Source organism: Victivallis sp. Marseille-Q1083 (assembly GCF_903645315.1).
Lineage (GTDB): Bacteria > Verrucomicrobiota > Lentisphaeria > Victivallales > Victivallaceae > UMGS1518.
This window is the reverse complement of the sequence record NZ_CAHJXL010000002.1, coordinates 51,865-71,612: the sequence shown is the minus strand read 5'-3', so window position 1 is coordinate 71,612 and position 19,748 is coordinate 51,865. Positions and strand designations below refer to the sequence as shown.

At 57.4% G+C, this 19,748-nt stretch carries 15 protein-coding genes, 1 tRNA gene and 2 pseudogenes; 12 read left to right on the top strand and 6 right to left on the bottom strand.

All coding sequences use genetic code 11. The features are described from left to right. Positions 1-84: 84 nt before the first annotated feature. Positions 85-174, top strand: a tRNA-Ser gene (locus HWX74_RS16380). 402 nt (positions 175-576) lie between these two features. Then, positions 577-738: a hypothetical protein gene (locus tag HWX74_RS16375; RefSeq protein ID WP_176014670.1), complete on the top strand. Its 162-nt coding sequence runs from the start codon at positions 577-579 to the stop codon at positions 736-738. Between the two features lie 227 nt (positions 739-965). On the opposite strand, the pseudogene HWX74_RS16370 reads toward HWX74_RS16375, so the two are convergent. Then, positions 966-2,288 (bottom strand): annotated as a pseudogene (locus HWX74_RS16370) (IS1380 family transposase). A gap of 305 nt (positions 2,289-2,593) precedes the next feature. Here HWX74_RS16370 and HWX74_RS16365 point away from each other — a divergent pair. From HWX74_RS16365 to HWX74_RS16345, 5 genes and pseudogenes are all read left to right on the top strand, one after another. After that, the gene (locus tag HWX74_RS16365; protein ID WP_176014669.1) at positions 2,594-3,622 is read left to right on the top strand and encodes an aldo/keto reductase; all 1,029 of its coding nucleotides are present in this window, start codon (positions 2,594-2,596) and stop codon (positions 3,620-3,622) included. Between the two features lie 31 nt (positions 3,623-3,653). Further along, positions 3,654-4,352 (top strand): annotated as a pseudogene (locus tag HWX74_RS16360) (AAA family ATPase). Between the two features lie 126 nt (positions 4,353-4,478). Beyond that, positions 4,479-5,795: an L-fucose:H+ symporter permease gene (fucP, locus tag HWX74_RS16355; RefSeq protein WP_176014668.1), complete on the top strand. Its 1,317-nt coding sequence runs from the start codon at positions 4,479-4,481 to the stop codon at positions 5,793-5,795. An 8-nt stretch (positions 5,796-5,803) separates the two neighbouring features. Further along, entirely contained in the window at positions 5,804-6,619 is an 816-nt protein-coding gene (locus tag HWX74_RS16350; protein ID WP_176014667.1) for an alpha/beta fold hydrolase, read from the top strand. Beyond that, entirely contained in the window at positions 6,616-7,107 is a 492-nt protein-coding gene (locus HWX74_RS16345; protein WP_176014666.1) for a GNAT family N-acetyltransferase, read from the top strand. The genes HWX74_RS16350 and HWX74_RS16345 overlap by 4 nt, the downstream gene beginning before the upstream one ends. Before the next feature lie 34 nt (positions 7,108-7,141). On the opposite strand, the gene HWX74_RS16340 is transcribed toward HWX74_RS16345, so the two are convergent. Continuing rightward, complete coding sequence (locus HWX74_RS16340; RefSeq protein WP_176014665.1) at positions 7,142-8,017, bottom strand: helix-turn-helix domain-containing protein; 876 nt, start codon at positions 8,015-8,017, stop codon at positions 7,142-7,144. Positions 8,018-8,134: 117 nt separating this feature from the next. On the opposite strand from HWX74_RS16340, the gene HWX74_RS16335 reads away from it, so the two are divergent. After that, positions 8,135-11,242 (top strand): glycosyl hydrolase, encoded by a 3,108-nt coding sequence (locus tag HWX74_RS16335; RefSeq protein WP_176014664.1) that lies wholly within the window; start codon positions 8,135-8,137, stop codon positions 11,240-11,242. A gap of 108 nt (positions 11,243-11,350) precedes the next feature. Here HWX74_RS16335 and HWX74_RS16330 read toward each other — a convergent pair whose 3' ends face one another. Genes HWX74_RS16330 through HWX74_RS16320 form a run of 3 tightly spaced genes read right to left on the bottom strand, consistent with a single transcriptional unit; the run spans position 11,351 to position 14,782 of the window. Further along, positions 11,351-12,310: a substrate-binding domain-containing protein gene (locus HWX74_RS16330; protein ID WP_176014663.1), complete on the bottom strand. Its 960-nt coding sequence runs from the start codon at positions 12,308-12,310 to the stop codon at positions 11,351-11,353. Beyond that, positions 12,310-13,278 carry an ABC transporter permease gene (locus tag HWX74_RS16325; protein ID WP_176014662.1) on the bottom strand — a complete coding sequence of 323 codons (969 nt, stop codon included), beginning with the start codon at positions 13,276-13,278 and terminating at the stop codon, positions 12,310-12,312. Before HWX74_RS16325 ends, HWX74_RS16330 begins: the two co-directional genes overlap by 1 nt. Then, entirely contained in the window at positions 13,265-14,782 is a 1,518-nt protein-coding gene (locus tag HWX74_RS16320) for a sugar ABC transporter ATP-binding protein (protein WP_176014661.1), read from the bottom strand. Before HWX74_RS16320 ends, HWX74_RS16325 begins: the two co-directional genes overlap by 14 nt. Positions 14,783-15,026: 244 nt before the next feature. Between HWX74_RS16320 and HWX74_RS16315 the strand changes: the two genes are divergently transcribed. Then, on the top strand, positions 15,027-15,419 hold the full coding sequence (locus HWX74_RS16315; protein WP_176014660.1) for a BlaI/MecI/CopY family transcriptional regulator: 393 nt from the start codon (positions 15,027-15,029) through the stop codon (positions 15,417-15,419). Here the strand turns inward: HWX74_RS16315 and HWX74_RS16310 are convergent. Beyond that, positions 15,398-15,577, bottom strand: coding sequence for a hypothetical protein (locus HWX74_RS16310; protein ID WP_176014659.1), 180 nt, complete (start codon positions 15,575-15,577; stop codon positions 15,398-15,400). The genes HWX74_RS16315 and HWX74_RS16310 overlap by 22 nt on opposite strands. A 92-nt stretch (positions 15,578-15,669) precedes the next feature. On the opposite strand from HWX74_RS16310, the gene HWX74_RS16305 reads away from it, so the two are divergent. The 3 genes from HWX74_RS16305 to HWX74_RS16295 all read left to right on the top strand — a co-directional run bounded on the left by HWX74_RS16305 (position 15,670) and on the right by HWX74_RS16295 (position 19,691). Continuing rightward, on the top strand, positions 15,670-16,245 hold the full coding sequence (locus HWX74_RS16305; RefSeq protein WP_368506837.1) for a M56 family metallopeptidase: 576 nt from the start codon (positions 15,670-15,672) through the stop codon (positions 16,243-16,245). Between the two features lie 124 nt (positions 16,246-16,369). After that, positions 16,370-17,632 carry an ankyrin repeat domain-containing protein gene (locus HWX74_RS16300; RefSeq protein WP_176014657.1) on the top strand — a complete coding sequence of 421 codons (1,263 nt, stop codon included), beginning with the start codon at positions 16,370-16,372 and terminating at the stop codon, positions 17,630-17,632. Between the two features lie 298 nt (positions 17,633-17,930). After that, positions 17,931-19,691: a DUF4838 domain-containing protein gene (locus HWX74_RS16295; protein ID WP_176014656.1), complete on the top strand. Its 1,761-nt coding sequence runs from the start codon at positions 17,931-17,933 to the stop codon at positions 19,689-19,691. Positions 19,692-19,748 lie beyond the last annotated feature (57 nt).

Below are 19,748 nucleotides of genomic sequence, written 5' to 3'. Positions count from 1 at the left end.
CGAAAAAACCACTTTTTTGTACAATCCGGACTTGACGAAAAGGTAAAATAAGCTATGTTAAACCTATGCTCGGAATGAGTATGCGGAGAGATGGCTGAGTGGCCGAAAGCACAGGTTTGCTAAACCTGCGACTGGGAAACTGGTCCGAGGGTTCGAATCCCTCTCTCTCCGCCATTTTTAAGCTCAAAAATGCCAGAAAGGTGCCGTTCAGTACCGTTTCTGGCTTTTTTTTTCGTCAAGATTCGTCTATGGTGGCTATATCCGGCTAATCCGAAAAAAGAATAGGGATATGGCTGTTGCGAAAATTAAACTCGACCTCGGTGCCCGCAAAGCGATCAGCCTCAAAAACCCGGAATCAGAAAGAAGCTCTGAAAGAAGCAAGGAAACAGATTCTGCTATTGAAGGCAACTTCAACGGAAGTTATCCCGACCATGTGCAGCAGGCACGTGGCTTCGTCACTCCGGAAAGAATCTGTCGCTCTCCGAAACATGGGCCGTCTATGAGAAGAGTCCCGAACGCGCCACCTCCGATACCATCAGCGAAGCACTCGCCTATCGCTCGACCTTCGAAAAGTTCATGAACTGGATCAACGATCCCGGTAAAACGCTCCGGGATATCATCAGCCAGATTGCCGACGAATACGCACAGCACATGCGGACATTGAACATCGCTGTTTCCACCCACAACCGGAAGATCAAACGCATCCGGCGCGTATTCCGGGTTCTGCGGGAATATTGAAGCGGCGAGAACCCGTTTTTCTGCTTTGCTGCGGTCCTTAGAATGTTACAACCTGGGTTATAGATTTAGCCTGAATGTTGCATGAAACTTTCGAATCGTCGAGAAATGTTCAGAAGATTCGGAAGTTTTTATTTTCAGAGTCGGATATTGTCGTTTTTTTGCAAATTGAGCATATTCCCCCTTTCCCCCGTTGTTGTTCGGCGAGCCGGGGACAGCTCTCCAAGGTTTTATTCCCAAGCGATGATTTTCGCAGCGATCAAGCGGAGGAGTTCCTGATTTGGACAAGCACTTGAAAGAGCAACATAAATTTTTCTGGTATTCCGCCGAATAATGGCACCGATTTTCACCAGGTATAAGCGAATGCTGCCGCAGGTAGCCTCGGCAAATTGAGTTCCTGTCAACAACAATGCCCGAAACCGTTCCATGAGAATATAAGCCAAACTTGAAAGCAGAAGCCGGAATTGATTTGCCGCAAAGTCATGGCAGCTCGTCCGATCAGCGAAAAGATCCAGCTGCTGTTCCTTGATCCTGTTTTCCATCTCACCTCGGGCGCAATAGACTTTTTCATAAAGATATTGTCCATCATCATCAAGATTGGTGACGATAAAACGATTATTCGGTCCGGGGGAGTTGAATTCCGCTTTGGCAATCACCCGGCGCGGGTATTTCCAAGTTCCTGCCGCATATTCGAACTGAGTAAACAGTTTTGCTTTTTCATGTGTTTCGTTGTAAAGTGCTTCCGCTTTCACTTGAAGATCTTTTGATAATTCCAGCAAACGTGGATTTTTCGCCAATCCGACAATATATTTGACCTCATTTTTATCACACCAGTTCAGCATTTTCTGCCGACAAAAGCCACTGTCTCCCCGGAAAATAATCTTAACCTTCGGCCATTTCTGCCGAAAGCGCTTTACCAGTAGCGAGAGAATCGCCCAAGCATGCTTGGCCGCATCAATTTTTGATGGACGCAAATAAGCCACAAGCAATTGATCCCCGCAGAAAACCTACAACGGCAAAAAGCAATAGTGGTCATAATAGCCATGAAAAAAGCGATTTTCCTGCATCCCGTAAGTGAGGTCATCGGTAGCATCGAAATCAAGAATCAATTCTCGAGGCGGCGTGGAAAAACTTTCGATAAAGAATTCGACAAACAATCGGCTCAAATCTACGCAAGCACGACGATCGATTCCATTTTCGAATCGACATAAAGTGCTTGGAGTGGCGAGTTGACGATCACGACCGACAACAGTTTGAATCAGCGGATCAGTTCGCAATTCATGATGGTCATTGAGATCTTCATGGCCGGCAACCAAACCAAAAACTCGTTGACGAAGCATGCTCAGATAGGAATGCTCAACTTTTCCGGGCTGTCGAATATCAAAAGAATCCAGCAGGTTACCGGCGCGCCGGGTCAAACCGAGTTTGCGGTCGAATTCTTTCACAAAAAGCAACCCGCCGTCACTGCTGATATCTCCACCGGCGAAATTGAATTCAATTTTTCTGCTTTTCGGACCTTGAAAGACCGGAATCGAAACATTACATTTTGTCATTGGCAGACCTCGGCGTTATATTGTGATGTAAGATATTACAATATAATACGTTAGTCGAGAATCTGCCTCTTTGTTTTTGAAAATTTACGCAATATTCAGGTTAGTGATGTAGCATATATTTATGATTTTCCAATCAAGAAATCGATGAGGTCGCTCAAACGAACCGCCGGCCGGCAGTCCGTCAGGATTCGATCAGTTTTCTTTCCGGCCGGCAGCGGCAATCATCCGGCGGAGAAATCGCCGCGGCGGTTGCCTTCGGCTCCAACCGATGATATATTCAAGGAAAAACAATTCAGGAGGCAGCCATGATACCGTTGCAAGTCACACTCGGGAAAACCGGTATTACCGTCGATAAAAACGGCTTCGGCGCCCTGCCCGTTCAACGCGTCGGCCGGCGGGAAGCCGTCTATCTGCTGCGCAAGGCTTTCGAGCACGGGATAACATTCTTTGATACCGCCAGAAGCTACTCCGACAGCGAAGAAAAACTCGGCTGCGCTTTCCGAAATCTCCGGGAGAAAATTTTTATCGCCACCAAGACCCCGGCAACCACGGCGACGGGCTTCTGGGACGATCTGCATACCAGCCTCCGGCTGCTCCACTGCGATTACGTCGATATCCTGCAATTTCACAATCCGGCTTTCTGTCCGAAACCCGGCGACGGCAGCGGACTGTATGAAGCGATGCAGGAAGCCCGGCAACAGGGCAAAATCCGTTTTATCGGCCTCACCAATCATCGTCTGCCGGTTGCCCGGGAAGCGGTTGACTCCGGCTTGTACGATACGCTGCAATTTCCGTTCAGCTACCTGGCGACGCCGGAAGAACACCAACTCGCCGCCAGATGCCGGGAGCGGCAAATCGGTTTTCTGGCAATGAAGGCGCTGGCCGGCGGCCTGATCACCGATGCGATGACGGCTTATGCTTATCTGGCGCAATTCGACCACGTGCTGCCGCTCTGGGGAATCCAGCGGGAACGGGAATTGAACGAGTTTCTCGCCTGCCGTTCGACACCGCCGGCGCTCGACGCCGTACGGCAGGCGGTCATCGACCGCGACCGCCGGATGCTGCAGGGCAATTTCTGCCGCGGCTGCGGTTACTGCCTGCCCTGCCCCGCCGGCATCGAAATCAACACTTGTGCCAGAATGTCGCTCCTGATCCGGCGGGCGCCGTCAGCCGCCCAGCTGACCGCGCCGATGCAGGCGATGATGAAACGGATCGAAAGCTGCCTGCATTGCGGCCGTTGCGCCGAACGTTGTCCGTATCACCTGGATACGCCGGCGCTGCTGCAGGCCAACTACCAGGATTACCGGGAAATCCTGGCCGGCAAGCCGGTATGAGGCGCCCGATTTGTCACAAGGAGTTTTTACCATGCTGACCGCTGAACAATTGTACATTCGGAAACTTTTCGTCCACAGCGAGGCAATTGCCGATCGGCAGCTTTACCCGTTAGATTCCGGCGGTGGCTTCGCTCGTCCGTCACCCGGTCACCATTCTTTTCGGCGAAAACGGCAGCGGCAAATCCACTCTATTGGAAGCGATCGCAGTCTGTTTCGGGCTGAATCCGGAGGGCGGCTCCAAGAATTTGCGTTTTTCGACTTTCTCCACCGAGTCGTCACTGGGCCTCTACCTCGGTTATGAGCGCTGCAACTACCCCAGAGATGCTTACTTCCTGCGCGCCGAAAGTTTTTACAACGTTGCCGCCGCCATCGAAAAACTGGACCAAATCGAAGCGGGAGCGCCGCCGGTCATCCGCGCCTATGGCGGCGATTCGCTGCACTGTCAGTCGCACGGCGAATCGTTTTTCGCATTATTGAAAAATCGGTTCGGCAATCGCGGCTTGTATCTGCACGATGAACCGGAAGCCGCGCTGTCGCCCTCCCGGCTGATTATCGCCACCCATTCTCCCATCCTGGCTATCCCGGCGCGACGCTTCTTGAACGGTTAGAGACCGGCTGCCGCGTCCTTGCTTATGAAGACTCCCAACACTATCTGATTACCAAGTATTTTCTCGAGCATCGCGAAGCGGTCCTGGCTGAACCGGGGTTTGGCGCGAAATCCTCTTCCTGATCGGAAAATTTCAGAATTTCCCGAAAATCCGGTTGACAGACTCTCCCAAGACCTTTAAACTATTTCCAGGGAAAAACCGGCAAGTTCAAGCTTTTTTCCCCAAAAATACCAGAAAGGACGGCCATAATGTCTCGGGAAAAACAAAGTCTCTTGCATAAAGACGGAATCAGTTATGTCGTTCCCTTCATCCTGATCACCTCCTGTTTCGCATTGTGGGGATTCGCCAACGACATCACCAATCCGATGGTCAAGGCATTTTCCAAAATTTTCCGGATGAGCGTGACCGACGGCGCCTTGGTGCAGGTCGCGTTTTACGGCGGTTATTTTGCGATGGCGTTTCCCGCCGCCATGTTCATCCGCAAATATTCTTACAAAGCCGGTATTCTGCTCGGCCTGGCGCTGTATGCCGCCGGAGCGCTGCTGTTCTTCCCGGCCAAACTGACCGGCAGCTATTATCCGTTCCTGTTGGCCTATTTCATCCTGACCTGCGGACTCTCCTTTCTGGAAACCAGCTCCAATCCCTATATTCTGTCGATGGGAACCGAAGAAACCGCCACCCGCCGCCTGAACCTGGCCCAATCCTTCAACCCGATCGGCTCGCTGCTCGGCATGTTCGTGGCAATGCAGTTCATTCAGGCGCGTATGCAGCCGCTGGGCACGGCGGAACGCAGTCTGCTCTCCGCCGAGGAGTTCGAAGCGGTCAAGGAGAGCGATTTATCGGTGCTCATTCAGCCCTATTTATTGATCGGGCTGGTCATCATCGCCTTATTCCTGCTCATCCGCTGCACCAGGATGCCGACCAACCACGATCAATCCCATTCGATCGATTTCCTGCCGACGCTAAAGCGTATTTTCAGCCTGCCGCGCTATCGGGAAGGCGTCATCGCCCAATTCTTTTATGTCGGCGTTCAGATCATGTGCTGGACTTTCATCATCCAATACGGCACCCGTTTGTTCATGGCCCGGGGAATGGATGAAAAAGCCGCCGAAGTCCTCTCGCAGCAATACAACATCGCCGCCATGATTATTTTCTGTATCAGCCGTTTCATCTGCACATTCCTGCTGCGTTATCTCAATCCCGGCAAATTGCTGTTGATTCTGTCCATTGCCGGCGGCATTCTGACGCTTGGCGTCATCGGTTTCCAGGATATTTACGGCCTGTATTGCCTGGTCGGCGTCTCCGGCTGTATGTCGCTGATGTTTCCGACCATCTATGGAATCGCCCTGGCCGGACTCGGCGACGACGCGAAATTCGGGGCTGCCGGGCTGATCATGGCGATCCTCGGCGGTTCGGTGCTGCCGCCGGTACAGGCCGCCATCATCGACCGGGGCACTCTGTTCGGAATGCCGGCAGTCAACCTCTCGTTCCTGCTGCCGTTGCTCTGCTTCGTGATGATCAGCATTTACGGCTTCCGCTCCTTCCGGCGAAGCGACAATCTGTGAGGAGACGAATGACTGTCAGAATTCACGGCCGTCCCCCGTTTCTGGCGGCCGCCATTCACGGCGGTCCCGGCGGTATCGGTTCGGCTGCCGGCCTGGCGGCGGGATTGGCCGACATTGGCGGCACTCTCGAACCGTTGCAATCGGGTTATTCCATCGCCGAACTCGTCGAAGAACTATACGAACAACTGACGCCCCGCCGGACTGGCCCGATCGCCCTGGTCGGCCACTCCTGGGGCGCCTGGCTGGCCGGGATTTTCGCGGCCCGGCATCCGCAACAGGTCGACCGTCTCATTCTGGTCGGCTGCGGTCCGCTGGACGCGGGCTATCTGCCGCAGTTGGAGGCCCGGCGGCAATCGCACTTCGATGCGGCGGATGCCGTTCTCTACCGGCGGCTGCTCGCCGATCTCGAACAGCCGGACCATCCGGACCGGAATTCACTGCTGCAACAGCTCGGCAGGCTTTGCGAAAAAGCCGACATCTACCAACCTCTGGCGGAAGCGGAACCCCCGGAAGCGTCATTTTTCGACGGTGAAATGTACGCGAAGGTTTTTGCGGAGGTGGCGGATTGGCGAAAGAACGGCAAATTGCTGGAAACGTTCACCAGCATCGCTTGTCCCATCGCTGTTATTCACGGCCTTTACGACACTCACCCGCCGGAGGGCGTCATCGAGCCGCTCCGGGCCCGCCGGGTCTCTTTCTCCAGCCACCTGCTGCCGCAATGCGGCCATACGCCATGGCGGGAAAAATACGGCCATGATGCATTTTTCCAACTTTTGCGGCAATTGCTCCGGCCCGCCGCTGCGCGTCAGGAAGCAGTGAAATGAATCGGCCTTCCGGCAGCGGCGTCCCCGCCCGGTCCGTCGTTCGATTGGATGAATCCCAACTGACCGCGGCCGTCAATCTGGTCTGGAATGTCTTTCTCGAATTCGAGGCTCCCGAATACACCCCGGAAGGGGTGGCGAATTTTGCCAAATTTCTGGATCGGGAGAGTCTGGTGGCCAAGCTGCGCGCCGGCCAGTTGTACCTGCTCGGCTGTTTCCAGCAACGGCAACTGCTCGGCGTCATTGCCGTCCGGGTCCCGGCACACCTCTGTCTATTGTTTGTCGACAAGCGCTGCCATCGGCAGGGAATTGCCTCCCGACTGTTTCAAGCGGTGTTGCAAAACTGCCGCGAAGACGGCGAAATTTCCCGGATCACCGTCAATTCCTCCCCTTATGCGGTGGAATTCTATCACCGGCTCGGCTTCGTCGATCAGGCCGGCGAACAAACCCGCGACGGCATCCGTTTTACGCCGATGCTGTTGTCGCTTTGACTCTGTGTTTACAACCGGATAAGCGGATGCCGTTTCATCCCTGCATGCGTTTCCGGTAGCAGCTCGGCGTTTCGCCGGTCACCCGCCGGAAACAGCGGCTGAAATAGTTGCTATCCTGAAAACCGGTCGCCTGCGCCACCTCGCCGATTGACTGCGAACTTCGCACCAGCAGCTCCTGGGCGCGGGCGATACGCAGACCGATCAGATATTCCAGCGGCGACTGCCCGAACAACCGAATGAACAGCCGGTACAGCGTTGAAGCGGACATGCCGTGCCGTTTGGCCAATGCCTCCAGAGGAAACGGCTCCAGCCAATGCCGCTCGATATCGCTCAGCAGTTGGCTGTGCTGCCACAACAGTTCATGTTCGGCGGCCCGGTCGGCATCGGATTGAAAACTGCCGGAAATACAGCCGATAATCTGCATGAAAATGGCCACGCCGTGAAACAGGCAGCCCGGCGCATTCCGGCTCAGACAGTTTTCCAGTTCCCGACAGGCGACAGCCAGAAAACTCAAATTCCGTTTGCTCACCTGTAAATGCTTGCGGAAGCCGTGCTGGCGCCGCATTTCCGGTTCCAATTCGAAAAAAGCATGATAGCCCGGCAAATTCTTCAAATCGTACAGCGGCAGATTCAATTGCTCCTGCCAATAAAGGATATTGACCAGATTCAAACCGTTGGTCGCTTCATAGCCGTGAATTTCACCGGGCCGGATCAGGAAGACGTCCCCTGCCCCGATCTGGTAGCGCTCCCGGATGGTATTGTGACAGGATTCTCCACCGAAAACGATCACCAGTTCATAAAACTTGTGGTCGTGCAATCCGGTATCCTTCTGAGGCTCGAACCGCAACACCCTCAACGGCAAGCCATCAGGTGCGACAAAATCCACAAAACTGGATGCTTCACGCTGCAAATGATCTTCTTGCATGAAATGTGCTGTTTTTTGCATGATTCGTCATGGCGAAAAAATGGTTTTACGGCAAATTATATCTTGTCTCCAATATAGTTTCATTCGAAAGGAAATGCAAAGATGGAATCCAAGAACTGCCAGGAGCTCCTCGAAAACTTCCGCCACCCGGCGTCGCAGTACCGCGGCGCGCCGTTCTGGAGTTGGAACGGCCGGCTGGAAGAAGAGGAGCTGCGCCGCCAGATCCGCCAGATGAAAGCCGCCGGGCTCGGCGGATTTTTCATGCACGCCCGGGTCGGATTGAATACGCCGTATCTCAGTGAAAAATGGTTCAACTGCATCAAGGCCTGTATCGACGAAGCCCGGAAGCAGGAGATGAAGGCATATCTGTACGATGAAGACCGCTGGCCGTCCGGTTCCGCCGGCGGCCTGGTCACCGCCGACCGGCAATATTCGCTGCGCATGCTGATCGCCGAAACCTTCCAAGATCCGGCCCGGCTGCAGCCGACGGCGGATACCATCGCCATTTTCCGCGCCCGGCTGGACGGCGACCGCGCGTCGCAGGTTGAACGGCTGGCCGAACTGCCGGACAAACTGGAAACGGGCGAATCGCTGATCCACTTTTACCGCAAACTCCAGGAGCCCAGCCCCTGGCACAACAATTCCAGCTATCTGGATGTACTCAATCCGGAAGCGGTTGAAAAATTCATCGACGTCACCTATGAACCTTACTTCCGGGAAGTCGGCGAACAGTTCGGCAAGGCCTCGCCGGCGATTTTCACCGACGAACCCAATTACGGCGGCGTCAATGTCAATTGCGGCGACAATTGCCGGAGCACGCCGTGGACCGACCGGCTGCCGGAATTGTTCCGGCAGCGTTTCGGCTTTGAGCTGCTCGACCATTTGCCGGAACTGTTCTATCGGGTTGAAGGCGTTCCTTACTCCAGGGCGCTGTATTGCTATATGGAGGAATTGACCACCTTGTTCGTCAATTCCTACAGCAGGCAGATCGGCGAATGGTGCGCCCGCCATCATATCGCTTTCACCGGCCATGTCTTGTGGGAGGACACATTGGATCTGCAGGCCGGTTTCGTCGGCAACTGCATGCGCTTTTATGAGTACATGCAATTGCCGGGCATGGATCAACTGGGAGAATTCTGGCAGATCTTCGACACCGTCAAACAGTTGGCTTCCGCCGCCAGACAATTCGGCCGGCAATGGCGGCTCACCGAGACCTACGGCTGCACCGGCTGGCATTTTCCGTTCGCCGGGCATAAGGCGATCGGCGACTGGCAGACGGTGCTCGGTGTCAACCTGCGCTGCCAGCATCTCGCCTGGTACACGATGGAAGGGGAAGCCAAACGGGATTATCCGGCCGCCATTTCGCGGCAATCGCCGTGGTTCCGCTATTACGGTTTCGTCGAAGATTATTTCGCCCGGCTCAATACGGTACTCAGCGAGGGCCGCGAAATACGCGAAATTCTGGTCATCCATCCGATCGAATCGATGTGGCTGCTGATGGCCGGCGACCGGGAACACAATCCGGCGGTGAAAGCGCTGCAGCACGGCTTTACTGCCACCCGCAATCAACTGCTCGCCAATCATCTCGATTTCGACTACGGCGATGAGGATATCCTGGCCCGGCACGCCGAAGTGGCAATGGTTGACGACCGTCCGGTCTTGCGGGTCGGCCAGGCCACTTACCGCGCCGTGGTCTTGCCGCCGCTGCTCACGCTGCGCAGTTCAACCCTGAAACTGCTGCAGCAATTTCAAGCCGCCGGCGGTCTGATTACCGCCGCCGTCCCGGACCGGTTGCCGGTCTGTCTGGATGCGGAGGAAGATAAATCGTTGCCGGCCACATTGCAGCCGCTGCTGACACCCGATTGGCTGGCGGCACTCAACCTAGTTCGCCGGGTCGCCATCGACGATCCGGCCGGCCGGCCGGCGGAAGTGGTGCTCTATCAGTTGCGCGAGCGGAAGGACGGATTGGCGTTGATGCTCTGCAACACCGGTTTCCCGCACCCGTTCAGCGGGGAAATGGTCGATAAGGTGCGAGCCAGGGAACGCAACCGCGGTTATGAGCGCCTGACGGTGAAAGTCCTGGCTCCGGCAGCCGGAGAATGGCTGGAACTGGATCCGGTCGACGGCCGCACCTATCTGGCCGAAGCCCGGCAAATCCCCGGCGGCTGGGAACTCGCCACCAGTCTGGCCGGCCTGGAAACCCGGTTGTTCCTGCTGGTGCCGGCCGGCAGCGTCAAAGCCGCGCCGCGACCGAACTGGACGGTGCAGCGCCGGGAACCGTTGGCGCCGGCTCACTGGGATTATCAACTCGACGAACCCAATGTCGCCGTCCTCGACTTCGCCCGCTACCGGATTGCCGCCGGCGAGTGGCAGCCGGAAACTTTCATTCTGACCATCGACGACCGTATCCGGCAGGCGATGGACGAACAGCCGCGCGGCGGAGCGATGGTGCAGCCGTGGGCCCGCCAACCGAGCGCCAAACCGCCGGCCGCCATCGAACTTGCCTACCGTTTCCATTGCGATGTGATACCGCACACGCCGGTCTATCTGGCGATGGAACAACCGGAAGCAGCTGAAATTCTTATCAATGGCGTAAAATTGGATCCTGCCCGGAGCGACGGCTTCTGGGTGGATGAATCCCTGAAAAAACTGCCGCTGCCGTCCGGCGCTTTGCGGATCGGTGAAAATTGCTGCACCGTCCGCCTGGCTTATCAGATTGATTGCAGCGGTTTGGAAGCGATGTTTCTGCTCGGCGATTTCGGGGTCCGGACCGCTGGTACGACCAGCACGCTGCTGGCGCCGCCGCCTACGCTGGCCACCGGCGACTGGGTTGCACAGGGCTTGCCCAATTATTCCGGCAATCTCGCTTATTCGCTGGATTGGCAGTACCGGCCGACCGGGGAACGCGTTTTTCTGAAAGCCGGCGATATCGGCGGGACGGCGTTGCGGATTCTGGTCAACGGCCAGACCGTCGGGCTGGTCGGCTGGCCGCCCTATGAATTGGAATTGACGGATGCGCTGCAGCCCGGCCGGAACCGCCTGACGCTAGAAGTGCTCGGTTGCCGCCGCAATTCGCATGGCCCGTTCTACTGGGGCGACCTTTACCTCGAATGGACCGGACCGACCGAAATGAAAGCCTGCGAACGGACTGAGAGGCTGTTGATGCCGTCCGGTTTGCTGACGCCGCCGGAATTGTTGTTCCGGAGCTGAAGTTTCTATATACAAAAAAACGCCGGGAAGGTGAAGTTGCCTTCCCGGCGTCCGCCCGGCAAGCCGGATTGCCTCCGAATCCGGTTTCGAACTTTACATCGCCCGGCATCAATAGATGGAGTCCGGAAAGTAAAAATCCGCCGCATTGTCGCGGTTGACGATTTCCGACGGCATGACGATTTGCTCTTTGCCGGCCGGCACCCTGCCTTCGTTGCGGACGCCTTCCAGCGCGGCGGTAATGCCGACTTCGATCATCCGCGGCGGATAGGTGACGGTCAGATTGACCACCGGGTCGGCATCAAGGATCATCTTGATCACCTGACGGCTGCCGCCGCCGCCGAGCATCAACCTGACATCACGGCGACCGGATTCCTGCAGCGCCTTCAACGCCCCGAGCAGCACATCGTCATCCCCCACCCAGACGGCATCGATCTTCGGATATTTCTGCAGATAATTCTCCATCAATTTCAACCCTTTTTCGGTGTCCCAGTAAGCCGACTGCGATTCCATAATTTTCAAATCAGGATGGCCGGCGAGTTCCTGCCGGAACGCCTCCACCCGGTCGGTGTTGACGACGCACGGAATCCCTTCCATCACCAGAATGTCGCCCTTGCCGTCCAGCGCTGCGACAATCGCCTGCGCGGCGGCCCGGCCGAATCCGGCATTGTCGCCGGCGACATTGACGTCCTGCACCGGCTTTTCCAGCCCGCGGTCGACCGTCACCAGGAAGATTCCCTGTTTTTTGGCCTCTTCGCAGACGCCGGTCAGCGGACCGGGTTCCTGCGGCAGCACCACCAGCGCATCGACGTTGCGCACCATCAAATTTTCAATCTTGCTGACCTGTTCGGCGGCATCGCGCGCCGTGGAAATGATGATCTCCAATTCCGGATCGGCGGCTTCCAGCCGTTTTTTGGCCTCTTCGGCACTCCAGACCACCCCGCCGGTCCAACCGTGGTCGGCAGCCGGAATCGACACGCCGATACGCACTTTCTTCGCCTCGGATTTGCCGCAGGAAATCAGGCTCAACGCTAGCAATGCGGCCATACACACGGCAAACAATTTTTTCATCAGACATCCTTTCTCTTATATTGCATCAACACTGCGATGATAATCACCAACCCCTTGACCGTTCCCTGCAGATTGACCGAAACGCCCCACATGTCCAGCACGTTGGAGACGATGCCGAGCAACAGCACGCCGGCCAGCGTGCCGGGAACCGACGCTTTGCCGCCGGTCATCGCGGCACCGCCGATGATCACGGCGGCAATCGCGTCCAATTCATAGGAAAGTCCGGCGCCGGAACTGCTGATCGAACTCAGCCGGCCGCCGAGCAGAAAAGCGCTGACCCCGGCCAGCACCCCGGCCAGCAAATACGTGTAGAATTTGACTCTGCCGGTCGGAATCGCCGCATAACGCGCCACCCGCTCGTTGGAACCGACCGCGCAGACATGGCGGCCGAACCGGGTCGAGCGCAGCACGACGCCGAGCAGGACGGTAAGGACGAGCAAAACCAGCGCCGGCAGCGAAACCCCGCCGAACGTCGCCGACGCCAATTCCCGGTAGAGGCCGTTGTCGGTCGTCACCAGCCCGGCATCGGCAAAATAGAGCGCCAGCGAACGATAGATCGACATCGTTCCCAGCGTGACGATAAACGGCTGAATCCGCGCCGCCCCGACCAGCACGCCATTGACCGCTCCGCCGGCGGCGCCGATGCCAATTGCGGCAACCAGCGCCAGCAGCAGTTGCAGCAGCGGCGAGCCCGGCGCCAGCTCCATCGCCAGCAATGCGCCCACGCCGGCCAGCGCCAGCAGCGAACCGACCGCCAGATCAATGCCGCCGGCGGCGATGACAAAGGTCATCCCCAGCGCAATGATGCCGCTGTAGGAAACCTGCCGGGTGATATTGAACAAATTCTGCGGATTGCGGAAATACTCGTTCGACACCGAACAAAGTATCAACAGCACCGCCAAAACGACATAAACGCCGCCGGAATTGCGCAGAAACCTCCCCACCGGCGCCCCGTTACTCCACCTCATGCTTCACTCCAATCGCCAGGTACATCAATTCGGCCTCCGTCAAACGTTCGCCGCTGACGAAGCCGGCCACTTTACCCTCGCGCATCACCATGATTTTCCGGCACATGCCGAGCAGTTCCTCCATATCCGACGAAATCAACAGACAGCCGACCCCGCCGGCCGCCAGATCCCGGATAAAATCGTAAATTTCCCGCCGCGCCCCGACATCGACCCCGCGAGTCGGTTCGTCGAAGATGAACACCGACGGCGCGGTATCCAGGCCGCGGGCGACGGCGACCTTCTGTTGATTGCCGCCGGAGAGCGCCCGCAGCGGCATCGCGACGTCGGACGGTTTGATCCGGAAACGCTTCACATAATTCCGGGCGCCCGCCGCGCCGCGCCGCCGGGAGTAGAACCCGCAACGGCAATATTTGGCCAGCGATACCAGCGTAATATTCTCTTCGATGGAAAAATCCGGCAGAATGCCGCTGCCCTGCCGGTCCTCGGAGAGATAACTGACCCCGGCCGCCACCGCCTGCGCCGCCGACCGGAACCTGACCGGATGTCCGGCTATTTTAATCCCGCCGCCGTCAATCCGGCGCAAACCGGCAAGCGCTTCGGCCAATTCGGTCCGGCCGGCGCCGGCCAAACCGGCGACGCCGAGCAATTCGCCGCGCCGCAGCCCGAAACTGCCCCCCTCCACCAGCGGCGCCGCGCCCAGATTTCCCACTCCCAGCACCATCTCCCCCGGCGCCCGGTTCAGCGGCTCCGGAAACAGCCGGGTCAGCTCCCGCCCCACCATCCGCCGCGCCATCTCCGCCGGTTCCAATTCGGCAGCCGCATCGACGGAAATCAATTCACCATCGCGGAAGACGGCGATCCGGTCACAAATCTCCCGGACCTCGGCCAGCTTATGGGAAATATAAACGATCGCATTGCCGGCGGCCCGAAATTCCCGCATCACCGCAAACAGCCGGGCCGTCTCTTCGGGATTCAAAATCGTCGTCGGCTCATCCATCACCAATACCCGGCAATTGCCGGCAAACGCCTTGGCAATCGCCACCATCTGCTTCTGGGACGGCGACAACGCCGCAATCAACGCTTCCGGCGACACCTCCGCCCGCAATTTAGCCAGTTGCCGCGATGACGCCTCGTTCATCTTCCTGCGGTCAAGCAGCAGCCAACGGCCTGGCTCCCGGCCCAGAAAAATATTCTCCGCCACGCTGAGATGCTCCACCAGGTCGAATTCCTGCGGAATACCGGAAATCGCCGGCGTCATCCCCCGGACCGGACGGCCGTCAAGCAGTATTTCACCGCCGGTCGGCCTGACCAGGCCGGTGACGCATTTGGCGAACGTCGATTTGCCGGCGCCGTTTTCGCCGATGACGCCCAGAATACAGCCGGCCGGCAACGACAGCGAAACGGCACGGAGCGCTGTTACCGCATCGTAGGTTTTGGTCAGCGCCCTGATTTCCAGCAACGGCCGGCAGCCGTGTTCCACCCTGTTTTGACTTGCTAGCTCCACCGGTTTTATCCCTTCCGCCATATCCTTTTATTATACTCTATCCGGGCTTTGAAAGCAAATAAACGATCATCGGCATTTTGTGATTTTCTGCCGCCGTCTGTGAGTTGCAACGGCCTATCGTTCACTCCCGGAAAAAAAATTCGCCTTTTTTATTTTCGATGGCTTGCGTTGACGACAAATATCGTTATATTTGCATTAAGACGACATCTGTCATCAAAAAAAAAGCAACCACGGGGCATTGACGATGAAAAAGAAGAATTTGCCGAAACTGACACCGGCCGAGTTCGACATCATGGATGTCGTCTGGCAAACCGACGGCTGTTCCATCGCCGATATCATGGAACGGGTCAACGCCAAAAACCAAACCGGCTTGAAACGCACCACTTTTCAGGTTCAAGTTCTGCGGCTGGAAGAAAAAGGCTGGCTGACCCATCGGGGCAGCGGCCGGAAATTCACCTTCCTGCCGACCGTCGGGCGGGAACAGGCCTCCGGGGCCATTCTCGAAGACGTTCAACACCGCATCTTCGGCGGTTCCTGCCTGGGATTGGTACGCGCACTGTTCGAACACTCGAAGCTCTCTGCCGACGAAGTACAGGAACTGAAAACGCTCATCGATCAATACAACCAGGAGAAATAGCCGATGAATCTGTTCGCGGATTGTCTGAGCAGCCCGGTCATCACGCTGGCTTTGCAACTGATCGCACTGTCTTTGCTCGGCCTGACCGGCACCTTTCTGGCGCGGCGCCAATCGGCGATGCGGCGAAAAACAATAGCCTTCGGAGCCATCGCCGCCATCGGTCTGATTATTCCATTTTTCCTGATCTTTCAATTGACCGGATCCGGTATTTTCCGGCCGGACGCGGGAAACATGCAACCGCTCCCTCCCACTGCCCCGGTCCGTCCGGCACCGCCGGCCAACCAGACGGAAGCGGTCGAATCGGACGGCTCCGGAGCCGATACCGCCGGGTCCGCAAGCGGACAACCGCACGTCAGGTTGTCCGGCAGGCGGTTGTCTCAAGCAATTCTGTCGCTCTGGGGGAATCGGCACCCTCGCCGGTTTGCTGTATCTGCTCCACGGCTTGCTGTTTCTTCGCTGGTTCCGGGTCGGTCTGGAGCCGTTGACCGAGCCAAAATTCAACTGCCTGCTGCGCCGGTCGGCCGAAACGCTGCAACTCCGGCGCCGGTTGACACTTTTCTGTTCGCCGATCGTCGACTCGCCGATCACCATCGGCTTCCGCCAACCGACAATCATCATCCCGGCCAAATTGGTCAACCATTTGTCCGATGATGAAATGCAGAGCATTCTGCTGCATGAATTGGCCCATGTCCGGCAGGGCGATCCATTGACCGGTCTGCTCGGGCGAATCATCGCCGCCTTCTGCTGGTGGAACCCGCTGCTGCACCGCCTGCTCCAAGTCCACAGCCAAAGTTGCGAAGAGGTCGCCGCAAGTTTATTCCAGTAGTCTGCTCAAACTGGCGGAAAAAACCTGCCTGATTTCCAATTGCCCGGCCGCCATCGGCATGGCCGGACGGCGCAGCAACCTATCCTTACGGATCAAAAACATCCTAACCCAAAGGAGGTTTCCAATGACCACCAGTCGAAAAATGCAAATGATCGTTGCCATTGTCGCCGTCACACTGGCAATCGGTACGGCTTACTCCCAGCAAGCCAGAACCGAACCGGATCCCGCCGAAACCGCGCCTCTGGAAAATTTCAGCGTCTTTGCCAGAACGGCGACCGCCGATGAAGTGGCGGCAGCTTTGCAGAAAGGCGCCGATCCAGCCGAAATCGACGATATTTACAACACCGCGTTGATCAATGCCGCCAAATTCAATCCGGACGTCAAAGTGATCAGGCTGCTGCTGCAATCCGGAGCCGAAGTCGACGCCCGCGGCATGTATAATTACACGGCGCTCATCGCCGGCGCCGAAATGGCTGAAAATGAAGAAATCATCAAAGCGTTACTGGATGCCGGCGCCCAGACCGACCTGCGTTCCGGTCCGCGCAGCGGTTCTCAGTCGGCACTACATCTGGCCGCGATTGCCAATCCCAATGAAAAAGTCGTTGAAGTGCTGCTGAACGCCGGGATGCCGGTGAATATCCTGAACCGCGAAGGCCAAACGCCGCTGATGCTGGCGGCCTGGCGCAATCCCAATCCGAAGGTCATTTCCACATTGCTCCGGCACGGTGCCGATGCGAAACTTCAAGATCCGCAGGGCCATACGGCATGGGATTACGCCAATGACAATGCCGCGCGGGTCGGCAGCGAGGCACTGGCCCAACTGGAAGCGATCATCCAGCCGGCCAACAAACCGAACAACCCGTCCGGGATTCCGTATGGCACGCAACTGGAAGAATTGCTGCGAAACGGTTCACTGGCCGATATCCAAAAAGCAATCGACGCCGGCGTCAATCTGGAACGGCGCAACATCCGGGGAATACCGGCTTTCTGCGCGGTAGCCACCAATCCGGATATGAAAGCGGTTTCGCTGGTGATCAACAGCGGGATTAATCCCAATCTTGCTTTTGCCGACGGCTGGACCGTACTGATGACGGCAGCACAACACGGCAATTCCCCGGAAATCATCAAAATACTGGCGGACGCCGGCGCCGATATCAACCATCAGGATGCCGGCGGCTGGACGCCGTTGATCGCCGCCATCTTCCACAACTCCGATGCCGCGATGATTGAAGCGCTGCTGAAAGCCGGCGCCGATCCGACGCTCGCTGCGAAAAACGGCCAGACGCCGCTTGATTTTGCCAGAAGAATTTTCGAGCCGGAAAATGAGAACGGCCAGAAAATCTATCATCTGGTCGAACAGGCCGTCAAGAAGAAAGCTCAAAAATAAATTCCATCCCCCGGCATGTCCATAAGGTCCGCTCCCATGCCGGGGAGTTTTCTGTCAATTCACGCGTGTACAAATTTTCAGCCCGCCAATCAGGCGGCACCGCTTGCCCGAATCGCCTCATACCGGTAAATCCGGCGTTTTGGAAGATCGGCGGTACGAGTCTGTTTGCGAAAAAGCTTGCACACGGCGCGAATTCATATTTTTTCCCTGCCGTTTCATTTGCAAGCGGCCGTTTTCCGGTTTATTTATAAGAAATCTGCCAATCAATGGCAACCAACCGGGAAAGGAAAAGCGAACGATGAAAAAACTATTGGGAGGCTTTGCCGCCATGCTGACCGTTCTGACCCTGCAAGCCGAACTGGTACTGGTCGATTCCGGCCGCAGCGATTATCGAATTGGTCTCGCCGCCGATGCCACGCCGGTCGAGAAAAGCGCGGCCGATGAGTTGCGAAATTTTGTGGCGGCAGCGACCGGCGTCACGCTGCCGGTCGTCGTCGGACTTCCGGAACCGGCCGGCAAAACAATTCTGGTCGGCCGGGCGGCGGAAGCCGCCGGGTTGCTGGCGGAAAATACGCTGGCCAGCTTGCCGACCGATGCCATTCTGCTCCGAACCGCCGGAGACGCGCTGATCCTGGCCGGCGGCGCACCGCGCGGCACCTTGTATGCGGTTTACGAATTTCTTGAGAAGGAGTGCGGCATCCGCTTCTGGACCTCGCGGGAAACCTTCGTGCCGCGACGCGAAAAACTGGCAGTCGGACCGCTCGACATCGAATACGCGCCGCCATTGATCAGCCGGGAAAGTTTTTATCACGACGTCATCGACCACCCGCAATTCGCCTCCCGGCTGCGCTGCAACGGCCATTTCGAACAACTGGACGAATCACTGGGCGGCCACTATGAAATCATCGGCTGGTGCCACACCTTCCCTGAACTGATCCCGGCCGAAAAATATCTGGCGGCACACCCGGAATGGTTCGCCGAAGTGGACGGCAAACGGGTTGCCACCCAACTGTGCCTGACCAATCCGGATTTGCGCCGGGAATTGACCGCCAACGTCCTGGCCAGACTGCGGGCGCACCCGGCGCCGGCCATCATTTCGGTCAGCCAGAATGACAGCGGCGGCGAAAAGAGCTACTGCCAGTGCGCCGACTGCCGGGCGGTGGACGAAGCGGAGGGTTCGCCGGCCGGCTCGCTGCTGCTGGCGGTCAACGAAGTCGCCGACGCGGTCGCCCGGGAATTTCCCGGCGTGCTGGTCGAGACGCTGGCCTACCGCCACACCCGCAAAGCGCCCAGGACCATCCGTCCGGCCCCCAACGTGTTGATCCGGCTCTGTTCAATCGAATGCGATTTTTCCAAGCCGATCGACTCGGAAGCCAACGCTTCGTTCCGGGACGATGTGCTGAATTGGTCGGAGATCGCCACCCAACTGGCGATCTGGAACTATGTGACCAACTTCAGCAATTACCTGATCCCGCATCCCAATTTAACCAACCTGGGCAACGATATCCGTTTCTTCGCCGACCACCGGGTGACGGCGTTGTTCGAACAGGGCGATTACCAATCCGGCGGCATCGTCGGCGATTTCGTCGCCTTGCGCGCCTGGTTGCTGGCCAAACTGATGTGGGACCCGTCCCAGGCTCAAACGGCTTTGATCGATGAATTTTTGACCGGCTATTACGGCGAAGCGGCACCGTTTCTGAAAGAATACCTCGCTTTGCTGGAGCAGGAAGTCGCCCAATCCGGCATCGCCTTCGGCTGTTATCACGCCAACACCGAGCGCTGGCTGCGTCCCGCCACCATCATTCGGGCCCAGGCGCTGCTCAACCAGGCCGCCCGGGCGGTTGCCGCCGATCCGGCGAAGAGCGAACGGGTGAGAATCGCCGCTTTGCCGATGGAGCTGGTTGAACTCGAGCGCCGGGCGGAACTGAAGCTGGAAGACGACGCGGCGGACCGGCAGGCGGCCAAGGACCGCTATCTAAAGGCCATGCGGCAATACCAGGTACAACACTGCAGCGAAGGCAGCGACTTCAGCCGCCTGGAAACTCAATTGAAACAATAAAACGCCATCGCCGGCCGGCCGGAAGCTGAAATTCCGATCGACCGGCATTTTGCCGCC